Consider the following 25,912-nt stretch of genomic DNA (forward strand, 5'->3'; position numbering starts at 1 on the left):
CTCCTAGCATGACTAAAACGGGGTCGGCGAAAAATATTAGGCCGTGTAAAAAGAATCGCGATCATAGCCCAAAACAAAGCAATAAAAAATAAGGAAGCTTGTGTTAGTCATTTTAATGTGTATTTGTGCTTATTTATTTGGTTCTATTTCCTCTGCAATTTTAATCTCGAGGCTTTTTTCGCTGCCTGATCCACGCTTTTCTGGTTCAAATAACCCAGGCGCAACCAATGTTTTGCGTATTGGAGGTAAAGTACCCGCCGCATTGGTACTTATTTTTGACGTATTAAAGGGAACTATCCCAGTTTGGGGCGCTTACTTTTTAAACATCGAACCTATTTGGCTTGGTGCTGTCGCTGTAAGTGCGTGTCTTGGGCATATTTATCCGATTTTCTTCCATTTCAATGGTGGAAAAGCAGTTGCGACCGCATTTGGCGCACTGCTACCAATTGGTTTGTCTCTCGCGGGGTTACTCATTTTAACTTGGCTGACTGTGTTGTGGGCCTTTCGGTATTCGTCACTCGCCGCTATCGTCACAGTAACGGCAGCACCGCTTTACACATGGCTAATAAAACCTCAATACACATTGCCAGTTGGCTTTTTAACGCTGTTGATTATTTTCAGGCACCGAGCAAATATCTCTAGGCTCCTGCAAGGAAAGGAGCCTAAAGTCGGCAACAAAGCTGCCAAAAAAGGTTAAGAGATGGCTGGTAGACTGTCTAATGGCCAACGTGGCTGCGTCTTCATATCCAGTGGCGCGGTGTGGCCCGCCTTGAGACGCTGCATACCAGCAAACGCTATCATTGCACCATTATCTGTACAAAACTCAGTACGAGGGTAATAAACTCGACCTCTCATCCCCTGCATCATTCGCTCAAGCTTTGTTCTTAGTTCAACGTTGGCACTGACACCACCGGCAATCACTAAGCGCTTAATTCCTGTCTGCTTTAGCGCGCGTTTACACTTAATGGCCAATGTATCAATCACTGCACTTTGGAATGCATGCGCAATATCAGCCTTAGTTTGTAAATCATCACCTTCATTTTTTATGGTATTAGCAGCTGCGGTTTTGAGACCACTAAAACTAAAATCTAGACCAGGCCTATCTGTCATCGGCCTAGGAAATACAAATTTCTCAGGTGTCCCTTGGGTTGCTAACTTTGCGAGTAATGGTCCGCCAGGATAATCTAAGCCTAACAATTTGGCTGTTTTATCAAAGGCTTCACCTGCTGCATCATCAACTGATTCACCTAAAATCTCGTACTCACCGATCCCAGCCACTTTAACCATCATGGTATGGCCGCCAGATACAAGTAATGCAACAAAAGGAAATTCTGGTTTGTCATCCTCTAACATTGGCGCCAGCAAGTGCCCTTCCATATGGTGTACTGCAACCGCAGGTATGTTCCAACCAAATGCTAAAGAGCGCCCAATAGAGGTGCCCACAAGCAAGGCACCAACAAGACCCGGACCTGCGGTATACGCAATACCGTCTAGAGATTCAGGGCCGCACCCAGCCTGCTCAAAAGCCGCTTCGATTAATGGGATAGTTTTGCGAACATGATCTCGAGAGGCAAGCTCAGGAACAACCCCACCATAATCGGCATGCACTTTAACCTGACTGTATAGCTGATGGGCAAGTAACCCTTGTTCATCGTCATAAATAGCTATACCTGTTTCGTCACAGGAAGATTCAATACCTAAAATACGCAATCTTATTCTCCACTACATTCTTTAACTACATATTCTCAATGGCTAAACCAATATTGGTTTGTCCATCGATTATTGCTTGCGCTTTTAATTGCTTCACATTTTCAGAAGTAATACGCCCCATCTGCTCAACAAAGTCGATAAGCTCACCCAATACTTCAATTTCATATTGCATGAGCGGGTGCTCACGAACTTGCTTATTATCTGGGATAACATCTTCTTGGGCGAAGAGAAATTCAATGTATCGCGCCACCGTGGCCTGCGAGATTTTTGCAACATTGACAAACTCAATCTCATCTTTAGTCATGAGCCCTTGAATAAATCCCAATAGTGCCGTCGAAACATCAATCGCGGGGTAAGTACCAAACATATCAAAATCAGATAACTCTGGTACATTGGGTTCTATTTTTTCAACTTGCTTTTCTAGGCTAATTTTACTTTTAGGCAATAACAGCTTTTCCCAGCATAAATTCAACGCATTTCTAAATACTTGCTCATCACCAAACCCTGTAGCCTCACTAAACAGCCCATAGTTAGGTGTCATTCTCTCCAAAATAGCAGCCGCTAATACTGCTTTTTGTAAATAGTTCAGCTCACGAATGCGCTGAAAGTTGTTTGCTTTACTCATATTCTTTTCCACAATGCCAACAATACTCAAACGCTGAGCCGTTGAGCTCATTGCAGTGTTGACACTGCCAATCTAATTTTGATTTTTTCTGGCGATAGTTTACCAATATTTCTTCTCCAAGGGGCAACTTTATCGCAGGAACAAAGATCTTAATGGTATTGTCGGCAAAAGGCAGCTCACCCAAGGTTGAAGACAGCGCCTCACCTTGCATGCTGGTTTTAATGCGAGCCTGATGTAATAGGCCATTTACCAAGTGGGCTTCGATCATATTATCTGTACTGAAAATACAGCACCATTGTTCTAATTCAACCATCACACTCAATGCTAATTTTGCTATCATAAACAATATTGTAGTGTGTAAATTGGAAGAGCTCTATGACGCTTACCACCCCAGGGTTATTATTTCCCGCTATTTCACTGTTGTTACTCGCCTATACCAATCGCTTTTTGGTACTTGCGCAGTTAATAAGAGAGCTAAACGCACGTGAAGGAGATACCTTGCGTCCTTTAGTCGTACAACAAATAAACAACCTAAAAAAGCGTATTAAGCTCATAAGGCTCATGCAAGTATGGGGCGTATTCTCATTCATCTTATGCACTTTATCTATGTTTGCACTGTTTATCGATATTAACTTACTTGGCATAATCTTATTTGGCGTCAGCTTATGTTGCCTCATCGGATCACTGATGCTGTCTTTATACGAGATCCACATTTCATGTGACGCAATAGAAATCGAACTTAATAATATTGAAAAAAAGCCACTGCAAGAGTAAGCAACTCGTATTGACCTTACTATACTGACAATATCAACGATTAAAGGTAGGTCATGTGTGAGCAGTTTTCTTTTTTCAAATGAGCAACTAAGGGAAGAAGCTTCACAGCCTGAAGAGCACGCTTTTTGGGACGTGTTGGTTGTAGACGACGAAGAGGATATTCATCAGGTTACCAAATTAGTTTTGTCTGACTTTAAGTTCGAAGAAAAGTCACTACGATTTCATCACGCTTACTCCGCCAAGCAAGCCATGGAAATTTTGGAAGATCAAGACTGTATCTCCGTTGGCCTGATTGATGTGGTCATGGAAAATAATCACGCGGGGTTAGATTTAATCAAATTTATTCGCAATGACATGGCGAACCATGACATTCGATTAATTCTCAGAACGGGGCAACCAGGCGAAGCCCCTGAAGAATCCGTGATACGTGACTATGATATCAACGATTATAAAAATAAAACCGAACTCACCGCTGTAAAACTTAAAACATTGCTGTATTCGGCACTGCGCTCTCATCGAGACATTCAAACCATCGAGTTGCACAAAAAAGGATTAGAGAGGATCATTGCAGCATCTTCGAGTTTTTTAGAGTGTGACAATGTACAAGATTTTGCATCGACTATTTTAGAGCATGTCGCACAAGTACTTGGACTCTCCGATTCAGAAATTTATTGTGCAGCAGCAACTAATCAACAGACTGACTCAGGTTCTCAGTTCAAATTATTAGCAGCATCAGGAGAAGGTGTAGAGCCGAGCTCAGATAAAATTCCGAGTAACGTCAGAAATTTATTCATCGAAACGCATAATAGAAAAACTTCTTGCAAGTCTTGCAATGAATATGTTGGCTACTTTACGTCCAAAGGCGGACTTGAAACCATGCTATACGTCAGTAAAGAGAGCTCACTGCGTAGTACTGATTGCCAACTGCTTGAATTTTTTGCGAATAACATCGCTTTGGCCCATGACAACATCAAATTAAGGGAGACAGTCAAAGAATCTCAAAGGGAGCTGTCTTACATTTTAGGGGAAGCCGTTGAAAAACGCTCCAAAGAAACTGGCTCACACGTCAAACGTGTTGCGATGTACAGCAAATTACTTGCAGAGTTGTATGGGATTAATAGTTACAAAGCTGAAATAATTAAAATGGCTTCGCCTTTACACGATATCGGCAAAATAGGCATCCCAGATGTCATTCTGAACAAACCCGGAAAACTGACCAATGATGAGTGGGAAATAATGCAAACGCATGCGCAACTCGGCTATGACATATTGAAAAAATCCACGAATGAAATACTGCAATGTGGTGCAACAATTGCTCACCAGCATCACGAAAAGTGGGATGGTTCAGGATATCCACAAGGTTTAAAAGGAGAAGATATTGATATTGTTGGAAGAATTACTGCAATCGCTGATGTTTTCGACGCTTTAGGGAGCAAACGCTGTTATAAAGCCGCTTGGACCCTAGAAAAGGTACTTGAAGAGATAAAATCTCAGAAATCCAAGCAATTTGATCCCAAATTAGTTGATTTGTTTATAAATAATCTGGAACAATTCATTTTAATTAAAGATACCTATCCCGACTAAAACTTTGTAAGCGAAATGTAAAAAATTCACTTGGATGTTTCCTTAATCTGTATTAGTATTAGGAAATCAACGTCATGATTGCATTTTTGTTGAAATAAAAGGAATTTCAAATGAGATTTGAACAACTTGAGCAGTTTGTTGCTCTTGGCAACCTTCGTCATTTCAGACAAGCTGCCGAACAAACCCAGATTAGTACATCAGCTTTAACTAGAAGCATACAAACTCTGGAAGATGAGATTGGTTGTGAGCTAGTAAAGCGCTCTACACGCTCAGTGAAATTAACAGAACAAGGTGAGCTGTTTTTAAATTACTGTAAAGCCACGCTAAGTGAGCTTGATGTAACAAAAAACACCATCAAACAAAGCCTATTTGGCAGAGATCAGCAAAAGCTTGTCGTGGGATACACCGCAAAAGCAAGCGAGATTGTCCCCATGTCTTGTGGCCGATTCTTGGCAGACTCGCCAAATGTTAAAATTGAGATGCAATTGCTGGATGAGCACGAGCTGACAAGAAAACTTCAACTTGGTGAAGTAGATATCAGCGTGTATTTATCATCTGCAACAAGCTTGATCAGTGATATTCATTTGCCTGACCAGCTTATTTTATTTGTGTCCAAACAACACCCTCTTGCGCAACAAGAGTGTATTCGAAGAGGTGAATTATCACAGTACCCTATGTATAGCTGCTTCTCTCAGTCTAAGCAGGTTCAGAGTATGCTAAATGAAGCGGTTGAAGGTTTAAACAAATCAACAAGTGTGAAAATTGGCAACATCACACAAGTAATTGATGGATTGAAGAACAGTCAGAGCTTTGCAATTGCAAGTATTGAACACTCTAAAACAATTGCACAGGACCCTGAGTTGGTACTTCTTAAAACCAACAAAGACAACAGCCACGAACAATTAGTCATCAATACCAACCACCAATTAAGCGGCAATAGCCACGTTAGTAGCTTACTTCAGTTGATTGAAAAAACAGCCTCTCAACTGCAGGTAAACGGTGCGCCAGTGCATTCTTAACCCCTCTCCATACTCGACGCGCTACGCCCACACTTTTCAGTGTGGGCCAAATTACTCAACTGACCACAACCCCAATAAAGAGTGCAAGACCAACATAGTTATTGTTTAAAAATGCTTTGAAGCAAGCTTCCCTACTGCGAGTCGTAATTTCACGCTGTAGATACACCAGCATGAGACAAGCAATCGCAAGTGAAATCCAATACCAGAGGCTCAAATCAAAATATAAGCCAGCCGCTAACATGCACAGCAAAAAACTAATATTCAATAATGCAATAATGTGCCTGTCCCACTTACCAAATAAAATCGCCGTGGATTTAACGCCAATTTTAATATCGTCATCTCTATCAACCATGGCATACATGGTATCGTATGCCACGGTCCACAGCAGATTTGCTATAAACAACAGCCATGCGATCATAGGTACTTCCCCTGTTGCCGCCATAAAGGACATCGGGATCCCCCAGCTAAATGCAGCGCCTAAAACCACCTGAGGCAGGTGTGTATAACGTTTCATAAAGGGATATAAAGCAGCTAAGACAACTCCCCCTACCGACAGTGCTATCGTTTGCCAATTTAAAGTGAGTACAAGTGCAAAAGAAGCCAAAATGAGCGCAAAAAACAGTGAAAGCGCTTCACGCTCTGAAACTGCACCGCGAGCCAGCGGTCGCATTGCCGTTCTTTTCACTGAACCATCTACTTTTCTATCAGCATAATCGTTAATTACACACCCAGCACTGCGCATTAGGAAAGTGCCCAGGGAAAATACAATTATGTGCAATAAGCTGGGCATACCTTCTGAGGCGAGCCACAAGCTCCACATAGTGGGCCACAACAGCAAAAACGTGCCAATTGGCTTATCAAGTCGCATCAACTGTTTATATTCAGAAATGTTTGCATATTGCAACGAGACACTTTTCATTTATTTATGATCTCACTGTTAAAAATCTCACACACCAAAACTTTAGCAGAACCTTTCGTAAATACGCTACGTCGAGCAAACACAGGGCTCTCTTCTACACCAAAGAGTTCGCATAACTGTGCCCGCGCTTGCAAATCATCAACACAGCTCACCTCCAACTCCCCTCGGTGCCATATTGACTGTTCAAATAACTTCTCACCAAGGGGTTTATCACCTAGATTTTGCAAGCCGTGCTCGTTTGCTTCCAATGAAATCCAGCTTTGTGCATATACATGTGGCTGCTCATCACAAAATAATAAAACCTCTCGGCATATCGCCAACTCCGTTTGCTCTCCTAAGGCCTCCCTGATGTACTGAGGTGGCACGAGCGGTTGCTCTCCCAATACGCCGACTCTAAAACTGCTACTCTGGCTTTTTAGTAGTGCCGTCAAAGAGCCTTGCTCAACGAGTCGCTCATGTATTTGTACTGGAGCTTTGTCAATAACTTGGGTAAAGCTCCCCCAATTAAAATCTAAAGAAATAGGACTTTTTAACAATTCGATAATTCATTCAAGACTAAACCAAAGCCATGATAACAAAGCTTAGCAACGCAAAAAAGTTCGTGATTATCTTATTGCTGCCTGTTCATGCTTTAAATTTAAGTATAAACTAACGATATTGTTGACATTTAGTTACGTATTTTCAGACGATTATGGTTCGTACTCTCTTATTAATTGCGGCACTCATGGCAAGTACTACAAGCTTTCAACTCAAAGCTGAGTCTAGCGTGGGTTATTATGGCTTTGAGCCAGACATCATTACGAACTATATTGGCCAGTCAAATAAAAAGTTAGGCTATGTTCGTGTAACGATAGACTTGATGTTAGACGATATTGCAAATATTGCTGTGGTTGAGCACCATACGCCCCTGCTAAGAGATGCCATCGTACAGATCTTGAGTAAAGAGCCAGAAGAGACCATAAAATCTTTGACGGGTAGAGAAGAAATAAGAAAACGATGTGCAGCAAAGTTGAAATCTCTATTGAAAGACGAGACTGGTCAAGAGATCATTAGAGAAGTATTATTTACGAAGTACCTGTATCACTAGTCCGATACATCATTGCGGCAAGGCTCATTCCTATTAATAAACCAATTAGATGGGCCCAATTTGCCATACTGATAAATAACACATCTGTAAACCCCAGTACCATCCACACTAGCATAAAACCAATAATAGGCTTAGACAAAATAGCCTGCTCATGCTTATTTAGGCGTGAGTAAATCCAACAAAACCCCATTTGTGCATAAACAACACCACTGAGCCCACCAAAGTTTTCATCTACAAGTAAAAACTGAGCCCAATTACTCAATAATGCACTGGCGGTAAAAAGAGAGAGTAAAATGATAAAACCTGCTCTGTTGACAATTTGGTTACCCAAAAAAATCCACCAGCTTAAGTTAAACAATAAATGTACAGCACCAAAGTGCATAAAAGCAGGAGTTAGCCAACTCCATGGGTGATTAGTATCAAATTTGAGGGCTTCAAACACAGCATTAGGCGTAAAATAATAAAAACTGACATAAACAAGCAAAGCAATCATTGCGACTGCCTGTATGAGCCAGTTTAGTCGAATAAAACGTTGGAATAAATTTAGCTGTGTTCCTTGATATTTTAATGCGCCATCCGTCTGACCCACTTGCCAAGACGCATTGCTGTATTTTTCATGGTAAGGGTTTTTGAGAAACTCGTGCCAAACAGCTTGAGCTGTCTGCAAGTCACTCTCTTGTACCCAAACTGACACAGTCCGTCCATCTTCACTGTATAACTGGCTCTCTATCCCAAGTGTTCTCAGATAATCAACGGCTCCTTGAACCGCTCTAGGGTCTGAAAAGGAGCCAAGCAGCTTCATTTTTCTATGTGTTCTGGGAGTGTTTGCTCCCATTGGGTAAAGCCACCATCCATACTGTAAACATCTTCAAAGCCTTGCTCAACTAAATAGTTCGCAGCACTTTGAGAGCTGATCCCATGATAACAAACAATAATAATGGGCTGTTCAAACTCTTTTTCCTGCATAAAATGGGCTAAATTTTCATTTGAAAGGTGCTCTGAACCAGGAATGTGTCCCGCAGCAAACGAGTTAGGGTCGCGGATATCTGCAACAACCACGTTATTTTGTGCGATTAATGCTTGTGTTTGTTCAATACTAATATGTTTAAAAGCCATATCTCTCTCATTAAAAAAGCGGCTCAATTAATACAATACCTCATACAAAGGAAAGTACAATTTAAAGCCGCCTGTTGGACTTAAATTACTTTGTCCAGTCTAAAATCACTTTACCAGACTGACCTGAGATCATTGTATCAAAGCCTTGCTGGAAATCATCCACATTAAATTCATGGGTAATGATAGGTTCTAGGTTCAAACCAGACTGAATCAAACTTGCCATCTTGTACCAAGTCTCGAACATTTCACGTCCGTAAATGCCTTTGATAACCAAGCCTTTAAAAATGACTTGGTTCCAATCAACAGCCATATCACTTGGTGGAATACCCAACATCGCAATTTTACCGCCGTGATTCATGTTGTTCAGCATGCTATTGAATGCAACTGGTACACCCGACATTTCTAGGCCTACATCGAAGCCTTCTGTCATACCTAGTTCTTCCATCACATCTTCAAGGCTTTCACTTGCCACATTGACAGCCTTAGTAGCTCCCATCTTACGTGCAAGGTCTAGTCGATATTCATTCACATCGGTTATGACAACATGGCGCGCGCCTACATGTTTAGCAACCGCTGCCGCCATAATACCAATTGGACCTGCACCAGTGATGAGTACATCTTCACCAACCAAATCAAATGATAGAGCCGTATGTACAGCATTACCAAATGGGTCAAAAATCGATGCTAATTCATCTGAAATATTATCAGGTATCTTAAATGCATTATAAGCCGGGATCACTAAGTATTCAGCAAATGAGCCTTCTCGATTAACCCCTACACCAATGGTGTTGCGACACAAATGTACTCGACCGGCTCTACAGTTTCGGCAATGTCCGCAAGTAATATGACCTTCACCTGAAACACGATCACCTACAGAAAAGCCTCGAACCTCTTGGCCCATATCGACAATTTCACCCACATACTCATGGCCCACGACCATCGGGGTTGGAATTGTATTTTGAGACCACTCATCCCACTTATAAATATGGACATCGGTGCCACAAATTGCCGTTTTACGGATCTTGATCAGTAAGTCGTTGTGCCCCATTTCAGGTTTTGGCACATCGGTCATCCAGATCCCTTCTTCAGCTTTCAACTTGGATAATGCTTTCATAATGTTCACTCGTTAGAAAGTAGGTGCGGTAGCACCTAGCAATTAAATCACACCTAAATCTTTACCAATGCGGATAAACGCAGCAATCGCTTTATCTAATTGTTCTTTAGTGTGTGCCGCTGAAATTTGCGTACGAATACGAGCTTGACCTTTAGGCACGACAGGGAAAGAGAAACCAATCACATAAATCCCTTCAGCAAGTAATCTATCTGACATTTCAGCAGCGACTTTTGCATCACCAAGCATAACTGGAATGATTGCGTGATCTTTACCTGCACACGTAAAACCAGCGGCTTCCATTTCATTGCGGAAGTAAGCTGCATTTTCCCATAGTTGATCACGAAGCGCTTTACCATCTTTAAGCATATCAAGCACTTTAATTGATGCCGTCACGATTGATGGTGCCAATGAATTAGAGAACAAATATGGACGTGAGCGTTGACGTAACCACTCTACAATTTCTTTTTTACCTGATGTGTAGCCACCCGATGCACCACCCAGTGCTTTACCAAGCGTACCAGTGATAATGTCCACTCTGTCCATAACACCACAATATTCAGCTGTACCAGCACCATTCTCGCCAACAAAGCCAACTGCGTGAGAGTCATCGACCATAACAAGTGCATCATACTTATCCGCAAGATCGCACACAGCAGCTAAGTTACAAATAACACCATCCATTGAGAAAACACCATCAGTGGCTATCAGCTTAGTTTTAGCGCCCGCCTCGGTTGCAGCAATCAGCTGCTTCTCTAAATCAGCCATGTCATTATTTGCATAACGGAAGCGTTTAGCTTTACACAGACGCACACCATCAATAATAGATGCGTGGTTCAAAGAGTCTGAGATAATTGCGTCTTCTGGGCCAAGGATCGTTTCAAATAAGCCAGCGTTAGCATCAAAGCATGACGAGTATAAAATCGTATCTTCAGTTTTCAAAAACTCACTGATTTTTTCTTCTAACGTCTTGTGAATATCTTGAGTACCACAAATAAAACGTACAGATGCAACGCCAAAACCATGATCAGATAAACCGCTTTGTGCTGCGGCAATCAGATCTGGATGGTTAGCCAAGCCTAGGTAGTTGTTTGCACAAAAGTTAATAACGCTTTCACCTGTTGATACAGCGATTTCTGCTTGCTGTTGTGATGTAATAATGCGTTCTTTTTTATATAAGCCTTCAGCTTTCACTTCTTCTATTTGTTGTTGAAGTTGGCTGTAAAATGCCGCTGATCTCATGTAGAGTCTCCATTGGTTGCACGGAGTGTGTACGCCTAATTTTGCTTCTGAGGTGAACACACGACTATGATGCCTCGAATACTGCATAGTTTATTTAACTCAATGCAATGTTGTTTCGATTCGATAGACGTTGAAACTCAGGTTAAATCAATTAAAAGGATACACACCAAATGAAAAGTCATACTCAAGCCAATTACCCACTTGTTGTATGAATGAGTTAAATTACTTGAGTATATTTTAAAAGGTTCGCAAGCTAAATGCACGGATTGTGATTATCTTGTTTTATGTGAGCGTAAAGCTAAATGGGCGTTAGCCTAATTTTTGGGGCAGCTGTGCCAAAGAGTCACAAACAAAATCTGCAAATGATTCATCCTCGATAGTGAACTCTTGTCCTGAACGCACCAGTATTTTGGTCTTCACGCCTGCCGCAATGGCAGCCTTCATATCTGACGCTTTATCTCCAACCATAATGCTGTTTTTCGGATCGATATCATGCTCTTCAATCGCTTGTAATAACATGCCTGGCTTTGGTTTTCGACAGTCACAATCACGCAAATACTGCGGTAATGCTTTTTTAGGGTGATGTGGGCAAAAATAAACCCCTGAAATATCAACACCTTGCCTATTAAATTGCTCACACATCCACTGCGTTAAGCGCTGAAACTGAGCTTCATCATAATATCCGCGACCAATACCAGATTGATTCGTCACTACGACAAGCTTATAGCCTAACCTTGTAAAGTATTGACATGCCTCAAACACGCCGTCGATGAACTCAAAGTCTTCAATGGCATGTACATAAGCATGATCATGATTGATCACACCATCTCTATCTAAGAATACTGCTTTAGATTTCATAATTTCTCTTGCTGAACGACTTTATCAAACATCGCTGTCACATCATCAACGCTAATTTGTGCCATTAAATCTGCGCCTTTTACTCGAGTGCCCCACGGCAGCTCACTGACAGGCTTACCTTTTTGCTTAAGCACATTTTGATGATACACCTCAACAACATAGTGCTGATACAAATACGGCCCGGTACGTTTAGGGTTTGAATGTGCATACAAACCGATAACAGGCGTGCCAACCGTCACAGCCATATGAGCAGGACCTGTGTCAGGTGCAAGCACTAACTTTGCTTCTTTAAGCACACACAATAATGTTTTTAATCCCGTTTTGCCGACTAGATTTAAAATATTGCACTGTGCATGTTTCACGATAGCCGCACTCAAACTGGCTTCTAATTCAGTTGGGCCACCTGTTAGAACCACGTTAAACCCCTGCCCTGCAGCATAATCTGCAAGCGCAGCATACCGCTCTGGCAACCAATTTCGTTCCTGTTTACTTGCAGCCGGTGAGATAACAAACACCCGTTCAAGACCATTTAACAGTGATCTTGCCTGCTCCTCATCCTCTACTGTATATGGCATTTTCCATGTCGGTCGTTGAGACTCAACCCCTATTGCCTGCGCAAAATGGTGGAAGCCCTCTAATACATGAGGCTCCGTTTGACGTGTGATACGTTGATTGACGACTAACGAGTGCAGCTCTTTTGAACGCGCACTATCAAAACCTATCTTCACCTTCGCAGGAATACACAGCGCCGCAACATTAGACCTAAAAGCCACTTGCATGTGCAATAATACATCAAATTGTGTCCCTTTAAAGTGAGCTCTCAAATCCTTAAAAGCCGCTTTGCCGCGTTTTTTATCAAACACCACAAAATCAACGCCCGGTAAGTCGGCCAGTAACATCGCCTCTACTTTACCAATCACCCAGGTTATCTTCGCTTGAGGATGTGCTCGTTGAATCGCTTGAACAGCTGACACTGCATGACAGACATCGCCGATAGCTGATAGCCGAAGCACGCAAATAGAAGAAATTGTTTTTGACACTCGTCTTACCCAATCAGTTTAAGAACGCATGATCTTAAATTAATCGTCTCGATTTGCAACACTTGTGCATTTCACTCTAGAGAAAAAGTCGCTAAACTTGCCGCATATTACCATTTTGCAAGCCTCTTATGCTCAAAATAGACAACACTGACAATCATTTCATATTAACGCCACTAGACAGCGAATTAAACATTACCCGCGACTGGTTTAATGTTGAACATTGGCGACAAAAAGATGCGGTCGTTAATAGCAAGCTGGGCCGTGCCCCAGCTTGGTTTATTCAATATCAGAATGATAATATTGCCGTTTTAAAACACTATTGGAGAGGCGGTTTAATCGGCAAGTTACTCAGTGACCAGTACTTATTTTTAAGTCTCGAAAAGACCAGAGTGTTTAAAGAGTTTAAACTTCTCACACAACTTAAAGAGTTACAGCTCCCCGTACCAGTGCCTATTGCAGCCTATGTCAAAGTGACGTTTGGTATTTACCGCGCGGACATACTAACTCAGGCGATCCCTGGTGCACAAAGTCTGTGTGAAAAACTTAAGCAAAATTCTGCAACAAAAGACGAGCTCATGGCTGTGGGCAAAACCATCGCGGATTTTCACCGAAAAGGTGTTTATCATGATGATCTCAATATCAATAATATTCTGTTCGATGACCAAGGACACGTTAACCTGATTGACTTTGATAAAGGTGATATACGTCATATCGAGGGCACTTGGCAACAAGCGAATATAGACAGATTAGCCCGTTCATTTAAAAAAGAAGCCGGCAAGTGGCCGACTTTCTTTTTTGAAGAGGCAGATTGGCAAACGCTCAGTAGTGCCTACCAAACACATCTAAAAAGCTAACTTTTACTTAAGCGTGCTTTTTTAATGACATTTGAGGTTGAGCAGCCGTCTAGAAAAGACAATACCTCAACCTGACCACCTTGTGCCAATACATGATCAGCGCCAGCGATTTCTTCAACCTTATAATCGCCCCCTTTGACCAATACATCAGGGCTGATCGTCGCTATTAAGTTAGCAGGGGTATCGCCTTCTTCTTCTTTCCCAAAAGGAACAACCCAATCAACCGATGCCAACGCTGAAATCACCATCGCACGCTCGTTTAATGGGTTAATTGGCCTGTCCGCACCTTTTAAGCGAGAAATCGACTCATCATTATTTAACCCAACTACTAAACGGTCTCCCATCGCTTTAGCTTGCGCTAAATAGCGCACATGGCCTGCGTGTAAAATATCAAAACACCCATTAGTAAACACAATTTTCTCGCCACTTTGCTTAGCAAACGAAATGTGCTGTAACACATCTTCAAATGGGGCTTGATAGTGCTCGCCTGTTTCCCTCAAGTATTGACTCAGCTTCGCACTGAGTTCCTCAGGAGAAACTGTTGCAGCGCCCAGCTTTCCAACGACAATACCTGCCGCCAAATTTGCCATTTCTACCGCATCTTTCGCATTCATCCCAGCGCCGAGCATCGTCGTCAGTGTCGCAATCACGGTATCGCCAGCGCCAGTCACATCGCTAACCTCTAGCACCTGTGCAGAAAAGTCATGCTTATCATCAGCAGAGATGAGTGACATCCCTTGCTCAGAGCGAGTCAATAACATTGCACCAATGCCTGCCTCAGAGATAAGCTGCCTTGCACTGTTAGTGAGTGCTGACTCAGTACTTACATCCCCGCCTGCCAACTTAAATTCATTGAGATTTGGAGTAATAAAATCAGCACCACGATAAACAGATAAATCGCTCATTTTAGGGTCTACAAGCACCGTTTTTCCTGCTTGTTTTGCTACCTCGATCATCTCTTTGATATTGGCAAGCGCACCCTTATTGTAATCAGAGAACAGAACATACTCATAGGCCTCAATAACTGACTTTAACTTCTCAGTGAGTAATGCACTATGCTCAGGTAAGAACTGCTCTTCCATATCCAGCCTAACAACCTGCTGATGACGACTTATCACGCGCATTTTGGCTATCGTCGGCAAGGTATCAACACTAACCAACTGAGAATCAATACTCTCATCTTCTAAAATACTGTTGAGCTTGCGACCATTTTCATCTTGGCCAATCAAGCCTAGTAACCCTACTTTGCCGTCCAAGTGCGCTATATTTTTCGCAACATTAGCCGCGCCACCCGCTTTATCTTCTAAGCTACTCACTTTAACAACTGGAACAGGTGCCTCCGGAGAGATCCTGCCAGTATCTCCATGCCAGTATCGATCTAACATCACATCACCCACAACCAAAATTTTAGCGTTGTGAAGGTTTTGTAAGGCAGCTAAGTTCATTGATTTTGCTCCGCAATTGACAGGTCCACAGCCTCACAAAGCCAATGCCCAATAAACATATGTGCTTCTTGAATACGCGCTGTTTCGTCAAAATTAATGATAATTGGTAATTTAGCGATGTCTTTAACTTCACCACCTTGGCGGCCAGTTAATGCCACTGTGAACGCACCTATTTCGTTAGCGGCAGCCAAAGCCAAATTGATATTCTCACTGGTACCAGAAGTTGTCAGTCCAATAACCAGATCCTCTGGTTTACATAACGCCTGAACCTGTCTTTCGAACACGGTATTAAAGTGGTAGTCGTTACTATGTGCAGTTAAAATAGATGTATCTGTCGTCAACGCGATTGATGCCAATGGTCCACGTTCTAATTTGTATCGAACTACAAACTCTGCAGCAAGGTGCTGCGCATCCGCCGCACTGCCACCATTGCCAAACCAGATAACCTTTCCGCCCGCAGCAAGCGTTTTCTGACACGCCTCTAAAAGTGCTACCGATTCTTGATGATAATTGGCCATATTGGCAAATAATGCCATGTGGCGTTCTAAACTGTCCAAGTAGCTATTTGCAATTTGTTCATTGACTGACATAGTGAACCTTCAATTTCTTACAAGCCCAAAAATTGTGCTATTTCTTAATTATTACCCGTGTATTACCAGTATACATTGACTGACAGCCAAGTGTAATTTTCTCCAAACACATCTTTGCCCACTGTTAGGCTTGTTTCTAGTTGATAGTCATCAATTTTTCTAGAATTAGAGAGCTGGATTTCATTTTGCTTTTTGTAATCATATTTCTCATTATTCTGGTTATCTACTGTGGTCCATTTTAATCGCCACAATGAATCAAAGCTCTCTGCATAAGTGACTTCAATCACTTGACTCTGCGTCGCTACGCCATGATTAAATACTCGGTGATTACTTGCAAAATGACCCAACACGAAATCATTGATACTATTACCTTTCGCAGGGTAGATATGGTGTGTATACCAAAGCTCACTAATATCTGAAAACTCATAGCGCATCGAGACATCTTTCGTTAATTCTGGCATGTAAAAGCCATAGCTGGTCACAGAGTTACCAAATAAATAGTTTTTATGCTCTCGGGTATCTTCACCGCCATGCTCGATATACCACTCAACAGGTGTATACCAATCAGTTTTAAAAGACGTAGTGACTGTCGCCCATTGATCGCCAAGTTCGCTGTCAGTGCCACCGGTTAATGCGTTATTATCGTTGCCTGCAGGGTCAAAAAATGCTTTCAACACATCCTTACCAGACACTTCCCTTGGACCACCTCCGAATTGCATCATTCGGTTAATACCTATTTTCCAGTTGGTCAGCGGCTCAATACTCACATGTGTACCTGCCAATTTAGGCGTACCATCGTGTCGTTTGTTTTGGTAATGAATGCCTTTCTCAACATGCTCTAGTTCTGCATAGAAGAATTCAAAATCTAAGTTCCACCAATTACTTAGTGGTGAGTTGAGCCCCAAAGAGACAGATAAAGGCGTCTGAGCGTTTGTCGAATACACTTGAGCTGAATGTTTAAAGGGCGAAAACCAATGCTCTTTGTAACCTATATTCAGTTGCAAATTCTCTCCACCCAGCGCATAAAAAGTATTATAAGGCACTAACCTGCCAGCTTCGACGCGATACTCAGCGCCAAACTGTAATAAAGAATTATCGCTACCACGATAAATACCATCTAGCGAAATCTCAGCATATTCGCTCGAATAATTACCTCGATCATTGGCAATTCTTTGCTCTTCGCCTGAATCTATTCGTAATTTAATTCCTCTGCGAGTGATCGCATCGGTTTGAAGATAGGGTGCAATTCGCGCTCGAATACTTGCTTGCAATGCAGGATCTATGTTGCCAAGCTTTACAATGTGTTGGTTAATTTCTGAAATGCGATAAGGCTTACTCATCGGAGTGACAGCCGTCAGCGTGAACATCTTTTCGATCTGATATTCTAAAATATTATCTTTACCAATAGGGAGATAAGCCGTAGGCATCGCAAACGCCGTTTGAGCGACAAAAGACAAGGGTAAAGAAACAGCAAACAACAACTTCTTATAAATTGACAACATTATATTTCTTTCAAAAATAATCAGGGGCGAGCATACTAGCAAATTTAGTGCTTTTGAGCACGTTCCGATATGTGTAAAATTGTTATGGTAATTTCCATTAAGCAACAAGCGCGTTAAACTATGCTTTTATTTTTGCCCTGACACTATGATTCGACTTATTTACTCCTTAATTTTAATTTTTCTTGCGCCACTTATTGCGTTTTACCTATATCAGATCAGGGGTAAAAAAAACGTCGGTTACAAAGCGCATTTTAGTGAACGTTTTGGTACCGCAAATCCGCGCCTACCGCGACAGGCCATCATCATTCATTGCGCATCAGTTGGTGAAGTACTCGCAGCCGTACCATTGATTAAAAAAGTAAGCGCACAATACCCAAGTGATTCAATCATCGTTACCTGTAATACACCAACTGGCCGTGATGAAATTACTAAACAATTTAAAGATTCAGTCTCTGTCTGCTACCTCCCCATTGATTTTGGATTTGCAGCTCGCCGCTTTATCAAAGCGCTAAAACCAAAGTTACTACTTGTCTTAGAAACTGAATTGTGGCCAAACCTATTCTATTATGCCAATCAGCACCAATGCCCTATTGCCGTCATCAACGCTCGGCTGTCTGAAAAATCATACCGAGGCTATCAAAAAGTCGCGCCTTTAACTCGACATATCATGAGTCACATCACGGTGCTGGCAAGTCATAATCAAGAAGATGCACACAGATTTGTCGCGCTTGGCCTGCCGCCAGAGCGCGTATACACTACAGGGTCAATTAAATTTGATGTCACACTTGATGACCATGATCTGCAACGGATGCATGATTTAAGCGCTCAGTTGGGGCAACGGCCAATTTGGATAGCCGGTTCAACGCATCCAGGTGAGCATGAACAAGTCATAGCCGTACACAAAAAAATACTAGAAAAGATACCCGAGGCTTTATTGCTCATCGCGCCACGTCACCCTGAGCAATTTGACCCTGTCGCAGACTTATTAAGCGACGCTGAGCTTCGTATTAGCCGTCGCAGTAAGGCATATAATTCAAACTGCCAAGTTCTCCTCGCTGATACCCTCGGTGAACTGAAGTTTCTATACGGATGTGCCCAAATTGCCTTTATCGGGGGGAGCTTAATTGAACGAGGTGGCCATAACCCTTTAGAATCAGCAGCAAGTGCCGTCGGTGTATTAAGTGGACCTAGTACCTATAATTTCTCTCATATTTATCCGCAGCTCATTGCTCAGCAAGGCGCACAAATTTGCTCAGATCAATCTGAGTTGCTTGCGCATGTAAACAAATATTTAACTGATCCCACTGCCTCGAAGTCACTTGGCGAACAGGCGCATGCATGCCTGGCACTAAACCAAGGCGCAATCAGTCGCACCCTCAATATTATCGATTCACTACTGGAGCAGTAAATGAGTGAACACATAATCAATACGATGAAAAACTGGGTGAGTAATGTCATCGTCAAATACAACTTTTGCCCCTTTGCCAGAAAAGAAGTGGAACAGAACGCCATCCATTATCACATCAGCGAGGCCATCAGTCATGACGATGCAGTCATGGATATGTTGGAACAATGTTTTGAGCTGAATCAAAACGCATCGAGAGAAACCACTCTGCTGGTTTTTTCACATGGCTTTACTGACTTCGAGTCATTTTTAGATTTGGTTGATTTGGCAAATGCACTACTCTGTGCACAAGGTTTTGAGGGCGTTTATCAAATTGCTAACTTTCATCCAGACTATGTTTTTGCGGACAGCGATGAAGATGACCCTGCCAACTATACTAATCGCGCCCCCTACCCGACATTGCATCTGATCAGAGAAGTGAGTATGGCGGCTGCACTGGAAACCTATGAAGATCCAGAATCCATCCCAGACAATAATATTCGTCTGGCTAGGCGTAAAGGTGAAGCGTTTTGGCAACAATTACTGGTTAGCTGCACGCACAAAAAGTAAAACGTTCAATAGAATAACTGCGCTATTTGGCGCAGTTATTCCAAACTGACACTACTTTTTCACCCACTTACCATTCACTTGGATAAAGTGCCCAGAAGAAGTCTTTTTATACGTTTTCTCCGCAGCAAGTTTTTCTACCTGTGACAAGCTAATCCCGTTTTTCTTCGCTAATTGCTGATACTTCGCTTTGCGCTTTTTATTGATATCCGCAACAAGCTTCTTCACGTCGCTAGAGCCTTTAATTACCCCTAAATAACCTGCTGCATTTTCGCCCACCATCCCTTGTGATTTTGCTTCATTTAATGACAAGGCCATCACAGAAAAGCTCATACATGCAGCTGCGATTGTGGTCAATATAATTTTTGCTCTCATGTTCTCACTCCTTAGAATAATTCGCTATCATCACTAAACAAGTCGTCTAGCTCTTTGTCTACTTTCACACGAATTTCGTGGTCAACCTTTACATTTAAATTGATGGTAATCGGTTCTTTTGTCTCAACCTGCACTTTATGCGTACAAGCTGAAGTGACTAAAACCAGCATCAAAGTTAGCATCCATTTCATGCCTTATTGCTCCTGTTAGTTTAATGCTTTTTCAACTTCTTTAGTGATTTCATCGCTCAAACGCAACGCCCTAAATAGCTGAAAAATATTTTCTTTGTGTGTGTAATTAAAGTTAATTGGTTGCCCTTGTTGCTCATTGACTCCGGTTATTTGCACGCCTAAGTCTAGCCAACCATCGGACGTCATATTCACATCACTTGATAGCTTTTCGATGTTCAACCTCTCCAACATACCAAAAGCAGTTTCCAAGCTCGGCTGCTGTGCTTTCAACGCCTCAACTGACTGGTTATTTTCAATACTCAGTAAACCCACATCAATGTTATTCAGCTTACCATCATGGATCTCTAGTTTTCCATCGATTACCGTCACAGGTAATTGCCCATAAACACGTCCACTTAGTTCAACGCCTGCATTTTTTGCCGCATTGGCAATCACTGCAAGATCCCAGTTCTCAGCCTCGACTAAAAAGCGTTGATCATCTGTTGAGAGACTTACCTGCTCAGCACTAAGCTGGCCATCAAATATGTACGCACTGATGTTACTCAACATCGGCTTGCCTCCATAAGATGATAAGATTGCTTGCACATTTTCAATGACAGCGCCAGAACGGATCTCTTGAATACCCACTAGAGACTCTTCAATCGTGATTTGATCAGCTTGCATTCTGCCTGTAATAGGCATATTTATCCCACTCAAATAATGGGAATCATACAAAATACCGCCTTCTTCCAAGGTCATATCAAAAAGATAGGTACGTGCTGTCATATCCCCTTTCAACTTGGCTGAGATTGTCCCTTCACTAAGTTGTAATTTAGGGTCAAGTTGTTGAATTATTGGCTGTAAAGTTAAAAAGCTTTGATCCGGTATCGTCACATCCAGCTCATTCAACTGTGGCCCTATTTTCTGCTTCGCTAATACCTCTAGTTCATCGAGGTGAAGGACATGCTCTAACGTTAACAGATCTGCAAAACGCCCCGTTGAGGTTAAAACACCATGCCTAAAAGATAACTGAGGTGTGGCCACTAAGCCAAGATGCGTTTCTCCATCAAATTGCACGGCAAATTCAGTCTCATTAAGATCACTGTTAAATAGCATGGTATGTGCAATGTCTTTACCTCTAAGCTGTGCTCGCTTGAACGACCCCACTTCAATATCAAGCGCCCCATTCAATTTTTGCTGCGCATTTAAATTAAGTTTACCCTCAATTAAAATGTGTTTGCCCGATACGTCTTCAAATCGATAGCGCTCTGCGGTCATGTCTGTTTTCAATAGTTCCACTTCAAACGCTTGATCCAACTCTGTTTCCAAATGACCCATGTCCACGGTGAAGCGCGTATCTACATTCAACTCAGTGTTATCAAAGCCCGCTTGCGCTTTTGTCAGCTCACCGATCGATGTGTGTGTTGTTAAATAAACCTTGATAATTTCTCCAAGTTTGCCTGACAAGGAAAAATTTCCTTGGCTAACCATATCTTGGACCGTTACAGCATCGTCAAAGCCCAGCGATGCGCTACTGATTAGCCAATCCCCCTGAGTTGATAGGCGACTGTCCTCAATTTGCAGCTTTGATTGAAGCGCCAACCAACCCAGCTCATGTTGATGGCTCACTTTCAGATTGGCAGAGAATGTTTGTTGGACCATGCCAAGCAATGCGTTATTGAGTTCTATTGAGGACTTATCATTGTGGTCATTCAAGCGAAGCTCGGGAATTTCAAGTTGGCTCATGGTTGCTGAAAATGGTTTAGGCACGGACAGCTGCCAACTCGTGCTCAACACATCTGCCGGGAGAGAGTGTTGGAGACGCATCACCCCCTTGCACGCTTTACCATTGAGACGCATATCTAACATCGATAAATCAATATTGGCACCGAGTGTATTTACATTAACGCGGCTAGACACGCCTCCACTGAGATGCGCCTCAACCGGACAATCTGCGACGCTATTATCTACAATATGCGCTTTCAAGTTGGCTGCTAGATCGGCTTGTATACCATCGAATGTGACCGATAATTGCCCCGACACGCGCTGAATTTGCGCTGGAAAATACGGCGTAAAACCGGCACTTGATAAATGAGTATTCACCTTAATGGTGTCTGATGCGACGGTGACTTGCGCGAATACATCGCCCTTGATATCAAATGTATTGAACGCTGTTTCATTGATTGAGATATTCAATGGCTGACGCAGCTGCGTTGATTCTATAACTGCATTGTTTATCAACAACAGTGGTCGAGCATTCAACAAAGGCAATGAAAGTTTTTTTAAAGGCTTAGACGGCTGCGTCGAGGTCTCTGAGACTTGCTCAACCCTCAGCGACTGGACTGCGATTAAGTCAGGCGTTAGGGAGATATTCTCACCGACTACATTGGCTTGCTCATGCCTGAAACACACCTTGCTAATGTGTATTTCAGAGAAGCCTGTGACAGACCACTCTAAACAATTTAGCCGACCTTGATCTTGTGTTAAATACAGGTTGGCAACCGCAAGACTTAAAGGCGATCGAAAAATAAAAGCCGTGATCAGTAATAAGCAGCAGCTTATCCCAACGTATACTAAAAAACGTCGCATTCGTTCCTAAACTATTTTCCATCAGAAAGATTAGTTTAAGCCATCATGCACACAATGTAATGTAGAAGAGCGTAAGAAGTTGTAAAATTAGCAAAAGTTATAGTGATACCGTTAACTCTATATATATTTTGATTTTTAAACAGATAGTTATCTCACTCACATAAGATTTTAAATGACCGTCAAAGAGCAAAAAAGGCCACCTTAGTGACCTTTTGCTGTATTAGTCAAACTCGACTAACGCCCTCGTATAAATAAGGTTGTTAAATTCGGCCCGATGTCGAGACTCTCCCTTTGCGATAACGTCTAACAACTTCGCATATGTCTCGTTGTCAGTTTCGTTACCTAGATACCCGTATAGGTATGCACCGAACTCTTCCAACTTTGTATCTTCTTCTGGTAGTTTAAACACATTTCCAAAGGTCAACTGTGGGATAGTCCCTTTAACTCCACCATTGATCTGCCAGTCATAGCGTGTCTCAGCATTGTCACTGACCAAATAGCTATATCTAAACTCAACGCGGGTCAAATCACCATTTATTGTACTGAAATCATACGTCGCGTTTTCTCGACCAGACACACCCAGTATCTCGTCATTCAAACTTCCAGATAACAGGGGTATTTCATTCTCGCCGAACTCATGTTCTGTGTTTGCTTTGCTTCTAGCTGATGTCCATACCTTAAATTGAGCCACCTCTGTCGTGGTTTGCTTGAACTCTATTTGGTGGTAGTAACTGTGCTCCACTGCATCAGGGAAAATATATAACGGCATCGTTTCATCGGTTGTTTGTCTTTGATTAAATACCAATGAAGATGCGTCTGATGCAGCACCAAAAGCACCTATTACTTGGGCTGTATCACTGATCTGTTTGTCCACTGTCACGCCATGATGAACAAAGTCCGCGTCAGAAATTTTGATCGTTTGCGGGCTATCTGGCAATGAAATAACCGCCGCTTTTGCATCGTTATGTTCACGTGAAATCGCCGCTAAATATAGCGTTTCACTGCCGTCACACACCGCTATGTTACCATTGGATGGCAAGGTGCTATTAGAAAGAAGGTAGTATCCGTTTTGCGTTAAGGTTAAATCCGAATCATCCACTTTATACATCTCACAACTGCACTCCTTAGATGTTCTAAAATAATAAGTCCCTAAGTTCTCTCGATGTTCAATATCCAGTTCTGTGCGGATATACTTGTACTCACCGTCAACACTGTCGTCCACTTCACCAATCACAGAAAGGTGCTTTGTACCTACTGGAAGTTCTCCTGAGAAATTACCGTTTAAGTCAGTTTGAGCAGCGCCTAACGATGCCCCATTCTCATCGTGAAATACAATATCAACTTGCTTAGGTTGATAACGCCAACATTCTTCAGACTCTGCTCTTAAAGTAATTGTTTGTGCTTCAGTCTTGTTAACTTGCTCAGCGCCCTCTGTGTTAGTTTGTTGGGTTTGGTTTGCTGCCTGAACAGTATTATTCCCACCTGAAGATCCGCCACAGGCAGCCAGCGCAAGTGTGATTGACGCAGCTAAAGTGGGGTATAACAGTCTCGTCATTGCTTCTTCCTTTTTTATTATGAATCTTAGCGATTGAAAAGCTTGGTCAATTTATCCTGAACTAAGCGAATGATAAACTCAGATCCGCATCTTATGATTATGTTTATCGGGGACGCTAGATATGACAGACCTCGTTTGCTCCTGAGCATGTAGTTCGAGGTGCTTTTAATATGCTTTTGCTTCTCTGACAGATATAACGACAGAAGCCACAAAAAGGGGTGATATTTTTGTCTGAAATAACAATGATATATTTTATGATCGATCGTTGACCCGATCTTGCCAAAAAGGTCACGCCAACTCAGATACACGGTCATCGTAAACCTTAAGTGACTATATCAATAACAGCACACCATCAATGCAGACAGCACTTGCAAACACAATATTTACAACTCTCTCCTAGCCAACCTGACATTATTTCAACAACCGAAACATATGAATGCGTATAAGAATCAATTATATTATGCTGATTAGTACCTAATTTAACTATTAATTCACGCAGATCGCTATGTTTTAAAACCGCCTTACTCATCTGTTTTAGGCGTTTCTTTGGAGATATAAAAATGAAAAAAATCACTCTGTGTATCATTGCCCTGTTACAGTCATTTTCAATCATGGCTAAAGAGCCAACACAACCAGATCCCGCGCAACTCATGCTCATGGGTGTATTTCACTTTGCAAACCCGCAAGCAGATACCGTAAAAACCAAACAAATTAATGTTATGACACCCGAAAACCAAAGCTATTTAGAGGCACTCGCTAAGCGGATCAGTGACTTTAAACCAACAGTGGTGCTACTTGAATATAATAAAAAGTATCAAGAGCAAACTCAGCAGGAATATACGCAATACTTACAAGGGCAATTTACTTTAAAAAGTAATGAAATCTACCAACTGGGATTTAGAGTCGCCAAACATGCAGGCCTGAGCCATGTGTATTTATACGATGAGCAAGAAATCCACTGGCAATCTAAACCTTTGTTTGAGTACATGGCACAACATGACGCCAATACGCAAAAGCGTTTTGGGGCATTTATTGCTCAGCTCACCCAAAAAATGGAACACAACCAAATGACCAAGTCATTAAAAGAGCTACTACTTATCAGTAACAGTACTGAATGGGACAACCTCAATAAGTCTTTATACTTTAAAACCAACCATGTGGGAGCTGGAAAAGGATTCGAGGGCGCAGATGCCGCCGCCAGTTGGTGGCACAGAAACTTCCGCATGTATGCCAATATTCAACAATATGCCCAACCGGGCGAACGCGTGTTAGTGATCGGCGGTCAAGGCCACACATCAATATTTAAAGACTTTTTAAAGTTAGACGCTGAGCGTCAAGCGGTGGATGTCACTGAATATATTAAATAGTAATTAATGTAATGGCTGACACACTCAGCCATTACTGCAAGTCGCAATAGCGATACACCCATTATGCATAAATTTTATTTAGTGCAAAATACAGGCTGCGAAACAGCGAGTACTTTTACACAAGGTTAAATGAGCTAATTTAACAAAGCTAAACCTATTAACTCCAAAATAAGGCTGTCGTCGTTCCACTCTTATCAAAGGCATCGCTACCAAGAGTTAGCCTTCTTCAAAAACCAAAAAGGCCGCTTTCACGACCTTTTCTTTAGAGTAATATATTACTCAATTAACCCACGTTTTTACGTGCATTGCGAAATATACGCATCCATGGGCTGTCCTCTTTCCACACTTATCAAAGGTATCGCTGCCAAGAGTTAGCCTTCTCAAATAACAAAAAAGGCTGCTTTCGCGACCTTTTCTTTAGAGTAATAT

Annotated in this window: 27 protein-coding genes; 9 read left to right on the forward strand and 18 right to left on the reverse strand. The window is 42.1% G+C overall.

The genetic code is table 11. The features are described from left to right. Positions 1-100: 100 nt before the first annotated feature. Positions 101-697 carry a glycerol-3-phosphate 1-O-acyltransferase PlsY gene (plsY, locus tag JF50_RS23480; protein ID WP_152614628.1) on the forward strand — a complete coding sequence of 199 codons (597 nt, stop codon included), beginning with the start codon at positions 101-103 and terminating at the stop codon, positions 695-697. Here plsY and tsaD read toward each other — a convergent pair. From tsaD to JF50_RS23495, 3 genes are read right to left on the reverse strand one after another with little or no spacing between them, the layout of a single operon-like run. Beyond that, complete coding sequence (gene tsaD, locus JF50_RS23485; protein ID WP_039611724.1) at positions 694-1,710, reverse strand: tRNA (adenosine(37)-N6)-threonylcarbamoyltransferase complex transferase subunit TsaD; 1,017 nt, start codon at positions 1,708-1,710, stop codon at positions 694-696. The two genes, plsY and tsaD, sit on opposite strands and share 4 nt — an antisense overlap. Positions 1,711-1,735: 25 nt before the next feature. After that, positions 1,736-2,335 carry a YjaG family protein gene (locus tag JF50_RS23490; protein WP_039611725.1) on the reverse strand — a complete coding sequence of 200 codons (600 nt, stop codon included), beginning with the start codon at positions 2,333-2,335 and terminating at the stop codon, positions 1,736-1,738. Further along, positions 2,328-2,675, reverse strand: coding sequence for a putative signal transducing protein (locus JF50_RS23495; protein ID WP_235423504.1), 348 nt, complete (start codon positions 2,673-2,675; stop codon positions 2,328-2,330). The genes JF50_RS23490 and JF50_RS23495 overlap by 8 nt, the downstream gene beginning before the upstream one ends. A 35-nt stretch (positions 2,676-2,710) precedes the next feature. Here JF50_RS23495 and JF50_RS23500 point away from each other — a divergent pair, with 35 nt between their 5' ends. The 3 genes from JF50_RS23500 to JF50_RS23510 all read left to right on the forward strand — a co-directional run bounded on the left by JF50_RS23500 (position 2,711) and on the right by JF50_RS23510 (position 5,712). Then, on the forward strand, positions 2,711-3,109 hold the full coding sequence (locus JF50_RS23500) for a DUF2721 domain-containing protein (protein ID WP_023399523.1): 399 nt from the start codon (positions 2,711-2,713) through the stop codon (positions 3,107-3,109). A gap of 57 nt (positions 3,110-3,166) precedes the next feature. After that, entirely contained in the window at positions 3,167-4,693 is a 1,527-nt protein-coding gene (locus JF50_RS23505) for a DUF3369 domain-containing protein (protein WP_039611726.1), read from the forward strand. 110 nt (positions 4,694-4,803) lie between these two features. Further along, positions 4,804-5,712: a LysR family transcriptional regulator gene (locus tag JF50_RS23510; RefSeq protein ID WP_039611727.1), complete on the forward strand. Its 909-nt coding sequence runs from the start codon at positions 4,804-4,806 to the stop codon at positions 5,710-5,712. A gap of 55 nt (positions 5,713-5,767) precedes the next feature. Here the strand turns inward: JF50_RS23510 and ubiA are convergent, their stop codons facing one another. Both ubiA and JF50_RS23520 read right to left on the reverse strand, forming a co-directional pair. Next, a complete protein-coding gene (gene ubiA, locus JF50_RS23515) occupies positions 5,768-6,631 on the reverse strand; it encodes a 4-hydroxybenzoate octaprenyltransferase (protein WP_039611728.1) in 864 nt (287 codons plus the stop codon). After that, a complete protein-coding gene (locus JF50_RS23520) occupies positions 6,628-7,167 on the reverse strand; it encodes a chorismate--pyruvate lyase family protein (protein WP_052262731.1) in 540 nt (179 codons plus the stop codon). The genes ubiA and JF50_RS23520 overlap by 4 nt, the downstream gene beginning before the upstream one ends. 155 nt (positions 7,168-7,322) lie before the next feature. On the opposite strand from JF50_RS23520, the gene JF50_RS23525 reads away from it, so the two are divergent. Then, on the forward strand, positions 7,323-7,718 hold the full coding sequence (locus JF50_RS23525; protein ID WP_039611729.1) for a flagellar basal body-associated protein FliL: 396 nt from the start codon (positions 7,323-7,325) through the stop codon (positions 7,716-7,718). Here JF50_RS23525 and glpG read toward each other — a convergent pair. From glpG to JF50_RS23555, 6 genes are all read right to left on the reverse strand, one after another. Then, the gene (glpG, locus tag JF50_RS23530) at positions 7,696-8,553 is read right to left on the reverse strand and encodes a rhomboid family intramembrane serine protease GlpG (protein ID WP_419177525.1); all 858 of its coding nucleotides are present in this window, start codon (positions 8,551-8,553) and stop codon (positions 7,696-7,698) included. The two genes, JF50_RS23525 and glpG, sit on opposite strands and share 23 nt — an antisense overlap. Then, on the reverse strand, positions 8,517-8,834 hold the full coding sequence (gene glpE / locus JF50_RS23535) for a thiosulfate sulfurtransferase GlpE (RefSeq protein WP_039611731.1): 318 nt from the start codon (positions 8,832-8,834) through the stop codon (positions 8,517-8,519). Before glpE ends, glpG begins: the two co-directional genes overlap by 37 nt. An 85-nt stretch (positions 8,835-8,919) precedes the next feature. Next, positions 8,920-9,948, reverse strand: coding sequence for an L-threonine 3-dehydrogenase (gene tdh / locus JF50_RS23540; protein WP_039611732.1), 1,029 nt, complete (start codon positions 9,946-9,948; stop codon positions 8,920-8,922). 42 nt (positions 9,949-9,990) lie between these two features. After that, positions 9,991-11,187, reverse strand: coding sequence for a glycine C-acetyltransferase (locus JF50_RS23545; protein ID WP_039611733.1), 1,197 nt, complete (start codon positions 11,185-11,187; stop codon positions 9,991-9,993). Between the two features lie 309 nt (positions 11,188-11,496). Continuing rightward, positions 11,497-12,045: a D-glycero-beta-D-manno-heptose 1,7-bisphosphate 7-phosphatase gene (gmhB, locus tag JF50_RS23550; protein WP_039611734.1), complete on the reverse strand. Its 549-nt coding sequence runs from the start codon at positions 12,043-12,045 to the stop codon at positions 11,497-11,499. Further along, positions 12,042-13,085 carry a glycosyltransferase family 9 protein gene (locus JF50_RS23555; protein WP_039611735.1) on the reverse strand — a complete coding sequence of 348 codons (1,044 nt, stop codon included), beginning with the start codon at positions 13,083-13,085 and terminating at the stop codon, positions 12,042-12,044. Before JF50_RS23555 ends, gmhB begins: the two co-directional genes overlap by 4 nt. Positions 13,086-13,213: 128 nt before the next feature. Here JF50_RS23555 and JF50_RS23560 point away from each other — a divergent pair, with 128 nt between their 5' ends. Beyond that, positions 13,214-13,939: a 3-deoxy-D-manno-octulosonic acid kinase gene (locus tag JF50_RS23560; RefSeq protein WP_039611736.1), complete on the forward strand. Its 726-nt coding sequence runs from the start codon at positions 13,214-13,216 to the stop codon at positions 13,937-13,939. On the opposite strand, the gene hldE is transcribed toward JF50_RS23560, so the two are convergent. The 3 genes from hldE to JF50_RS23575 all read right to left on the reverse strand — a co-directional run bounded on the left by hldE (position 13,936) and on the right by JF50_RS23575 (position 17,476). Next, positions 13,936-15,384, reverse strand: a complete 1,449-nt coding sequence (gene hldE / locus JF50_RS23565; RefSeq protein ID WP_039611737.1) for a bifunctional D-glycero-beta-D-manno-heptose-7-phosphate kinase/D-glycero-beta-D-manno-heptose 1-phosphate adenylyltransferase HldE — start codon at positions 15,382-15,384, stop codon at positions 13,936-13,938. The genes JF50_RS23560 and hldE overlap by 4 nt on opposite strands. Further along, positions 15,381-15,974, reverse strand: a complete 594-nt coding sequence (locus JF50_RS23570; protein ID WP_039611738.1) for a D-sedoheptulose-7-phosphate isomerase — start codon at positions 15,972-15,974, stop codon at positions 15,381-15,383. Before JF50_RS23570 ends, hldE begins: the two co-directional genes overlap by 4 nt. A 62-nt stretch (positions 15,975-16,036) precedes the next feature. Further along, positions 16,037-17,476 carry a capsule assembly Wzi family protein gene (locus JF50_RS23575; RefSeq protein WP_235423505.1) on the reverse strand — a complete coding sequence of 480 codons (1,440 nt, stop codon included), beginning with the start codon at positions 17,474-17,476 and terminating at the stop codon, positions 16,037-16,039. 145 nt (positions 17,477-17,621) lie between these two features. Between JF50_RS23575 and waaA the strand changes: the two genes are divergently transcribed. After that, positions 17,622-18,884, forward strand: coding sequence for a lipid IV(A) 3-deoxy-D-manno-octulosonic acid transferase (waaA, locus tag JF50_RS23580; RefSeq protein WP_039611739.1), 1,263 nt, complete (start codon positions 17,622-17,624; stop codon positions 18,882-18,884). Beyond that, positions 18,885-19,430, forward strand: a complete 546-nt coding sequence (locus tag JF50_RS23585) for a DUF1415 domain-containing protein (protein WP_039611740.1) — start codon at positions 18,885-18,887, stop codon at positions 19,428-19,430. Positions 19,431-19,481: 51 nt separating this feature from the next. On the opposite strand, the gene JF50_RS23590 is transcribed toward JF50_RS23585, so the two are convergent. The 4 genes from JF50_RS23590 to JF50_RS23605 form a co-directional block, all read right to left on the reverse strand. Then, complete coding sequence (locus tag JF50_RS23590) at positions 19,482-19,802, reverse strand: YdbL family protein (protein WP_039611741.1); 321 nt, start codon at positions 19,800-19,802, stop codon at positions 19,482-19,484. A gap of 11 nt (positions 19,803-19,813) precedes the next feature. Next, complete coding sequence (locus JF50_RS23595; protein WP_023399504.1) at positions 19,814-19,993, reverse strand: YnbE family lipoprotein; 180 nt, start codon at positions 19,991-19,993, stop codon at positions 19,814-19,816. Between the two features lie 15 nt (positions 19,994-20,008). Continuing rightward, positions 20,009-22,561 (reverse strand): intermembrane phospholipid transport protein YdbH family protein, encoded by a 2,553-nt coding sequence (locus JF50_RS23600; RefSeq protein WP_039611742.1) that lies wholly within the window; start codon positions 22,559-22,561, stop codon positions 20,009-20,011. A 220-nt stretch (positions 22,562-22,781) separates the two neighbouring features. After that, positions 22,782-24,116 (reverse strand): hypothetical protein, encoded by a 1,335-nt coding sequence (locus tag JF50_RS23605; protein WP_039611743.1) that lies wholly within the window; start codon positions 24,114-24,116, stop codon positions 22,782-22,784. A 560-nt stretch (positions 24,117-24,676) separates the two neighbouring features. Between JF50_RS23605 and JF50_RS23610 the strand changes: the two genes are divergently transcribed. Continuing rightward, positions 24,677-25,483: a DUF5694 domain-containing protein gene (locus JF50_RS23610; RefSeq protein WP_039611744.1), complete on the forward strand. Its 807-nt coding sequence runs from the start codon at positions 24,677-24,679 to the stop codon at positions 25,481-25,483. The last annotated feature ends 429 nt before the right edge of the window (positions 25,484-25,912 follow it).

The organism is Pseudoalteromonas luteoviolacea, assembly GCF_000814765.1.
GTDB classification, from domain to species: Bacteria; Pseudomonadota; Gammaproteobacteria; order Enterobacterales; family Alteromonadaceae; genus Pseudoalteromonas; species Pseudoalteromonas luteoviolacea_H.

Coding starts and splice junctions, on each gene's coding strand:
- JF50_RS23610 (WP_039611744.1), top strand. CDS start 24,677: ATGAAAAAAATCACTCTGTGTATCATTGCCCTGTTACAGTCATTTTCA.
- waaA (WP_039611739.1), top strand. CDS start 17,622: ATGATTCGACTTATTTACTCCTTAATTTTAATTTTTCTTGCGCCACTT.
- gmhB (WP_039611734.1), bottom strand. CDS start 12,045: ATGAAATCTAAAGCAGTATTCTTAGATAGAGATGGTGTGATCAATCAT.
- glpE (WP_039611731.1), bottom strand. CDS start 8,834: ATGGCTTTTAAACATATTAGTATTGAACAAACACAAGCATTAATCGCA.
- JF50_RS23570 (WP_039611738.1), bottom strand. CDS start 15,974: ATGTCAGTCAATGAACAAATTGCAAATAGCTACTTGGACAGTTTAGAA.
- JF50_RS23525 (WP_039611729.1), top strand. CDS start 7,323: ATGGTTCGTACTCTCTTATTAATTGCGGCACTCATGGCAAGTACTACA.
- JF50_RS23595 (WP_023399504.1), bottom strand. CDS start 19,993: ATGAAATGGATGCTAACTTTGATGCTGGTTTTAGTCACTTCAGCTTGT.
- JF50_RS23590 (WP_039611741.1), bottom strand. CDS start 19,802: ATGAGAGCAAAAATTATATTGACCACAATCGCAGCTGCATGTATGAGC.
- JF50_RS23585 (WP_039611740.1), top strand. CDS start 18,885: ATGAGTGAACACATAATCAATACGATGAAAAACTGGGTGAGTAATGTC.
- ubiA (WP_039611728.1), bottom strand. CDS start 6,631: ATGAAAAGTGTCTCGTTGCAATATGCAAACATTTCTGAATATAAACAG.
- hldE (WP_039611737.1), bottom strand. CDS start 15,384: ATGAACTTAGCTGCCTTACAAAACCTTCACAACGCTAAAATTTTGGTT.
- JF50_RS23490 (WP_039611725.1), bottom strand. CDS start 2,335: ATGAGTAAAGCAAACAACTTTCAGCGCATTCGTGAGCTGAACTATTTA.
- JF50_RS23575 (WP_235423505.1), bottom strand. CDS start 17,476: ATGTTGTCAATTTATAAGAAGTTGTTGTTTGCTGTTTCTTTACCCTTG.
- JF50_RS23600 (WP_039611742.1), bottom strand. CDS start 22,561: ATGCGACGTTTTTTAGTATACGTTGGGATAAGCTGCTGCTTATTACTG.
- JF50_RS23605 (WP_039611743.1), bottom strand. CDS start 24,116: ATGACGAGACTGTTATACCCCACTTTAGCTGCGTCAATCACACTTGCG.
- JF50_RS23560 (WP_039611736.1), top strand. CDS start 13,214: ATGCTCAAAATAGACAACACTGACAATCATTTCATATTAACGCCACTA.
- JF50_RS23545 (WP_039611733.1), bottom strand. CDS start 11,187: ATGAGATCAGCGGCATTTTACAGCCAACTTCAACAACAAATAGAAGAA.
- JF50_RS23500 (WP_023399523.1), top strand. CDS start 2,711: ATGACGCTTACCACCCCAGGGTTATTATTTCCCGCTATTTCACTGTTG.
- JF50_RS23510 (WP_039611727.1), top strand. CDS start 4,804: ATGAGATTTGAACAACTTGAGCAGTTTGTTGCTCTTGGCAACCTTCGT.
- tdh (WP_039611732.1), bottom strand. CDS start 9,948: ATGAAAGCATTATCCAAGTTGAAAGCTGAAGAAGGGATCTGGATGACC.
- JF50_RS23495 (WP_235423504.1), bottom strand. CDS start 2,675: ATGATAGCAAAATTAGCATTGAGTGTGATGGTTGAATTAGAACAATGG.
- glpG (WP_419177525.1), bottom strand. CDS start 8,553: ATGGGAGCAAACACTCCCAGAACACATAGAAAAATGAAGCTGCTTGGC.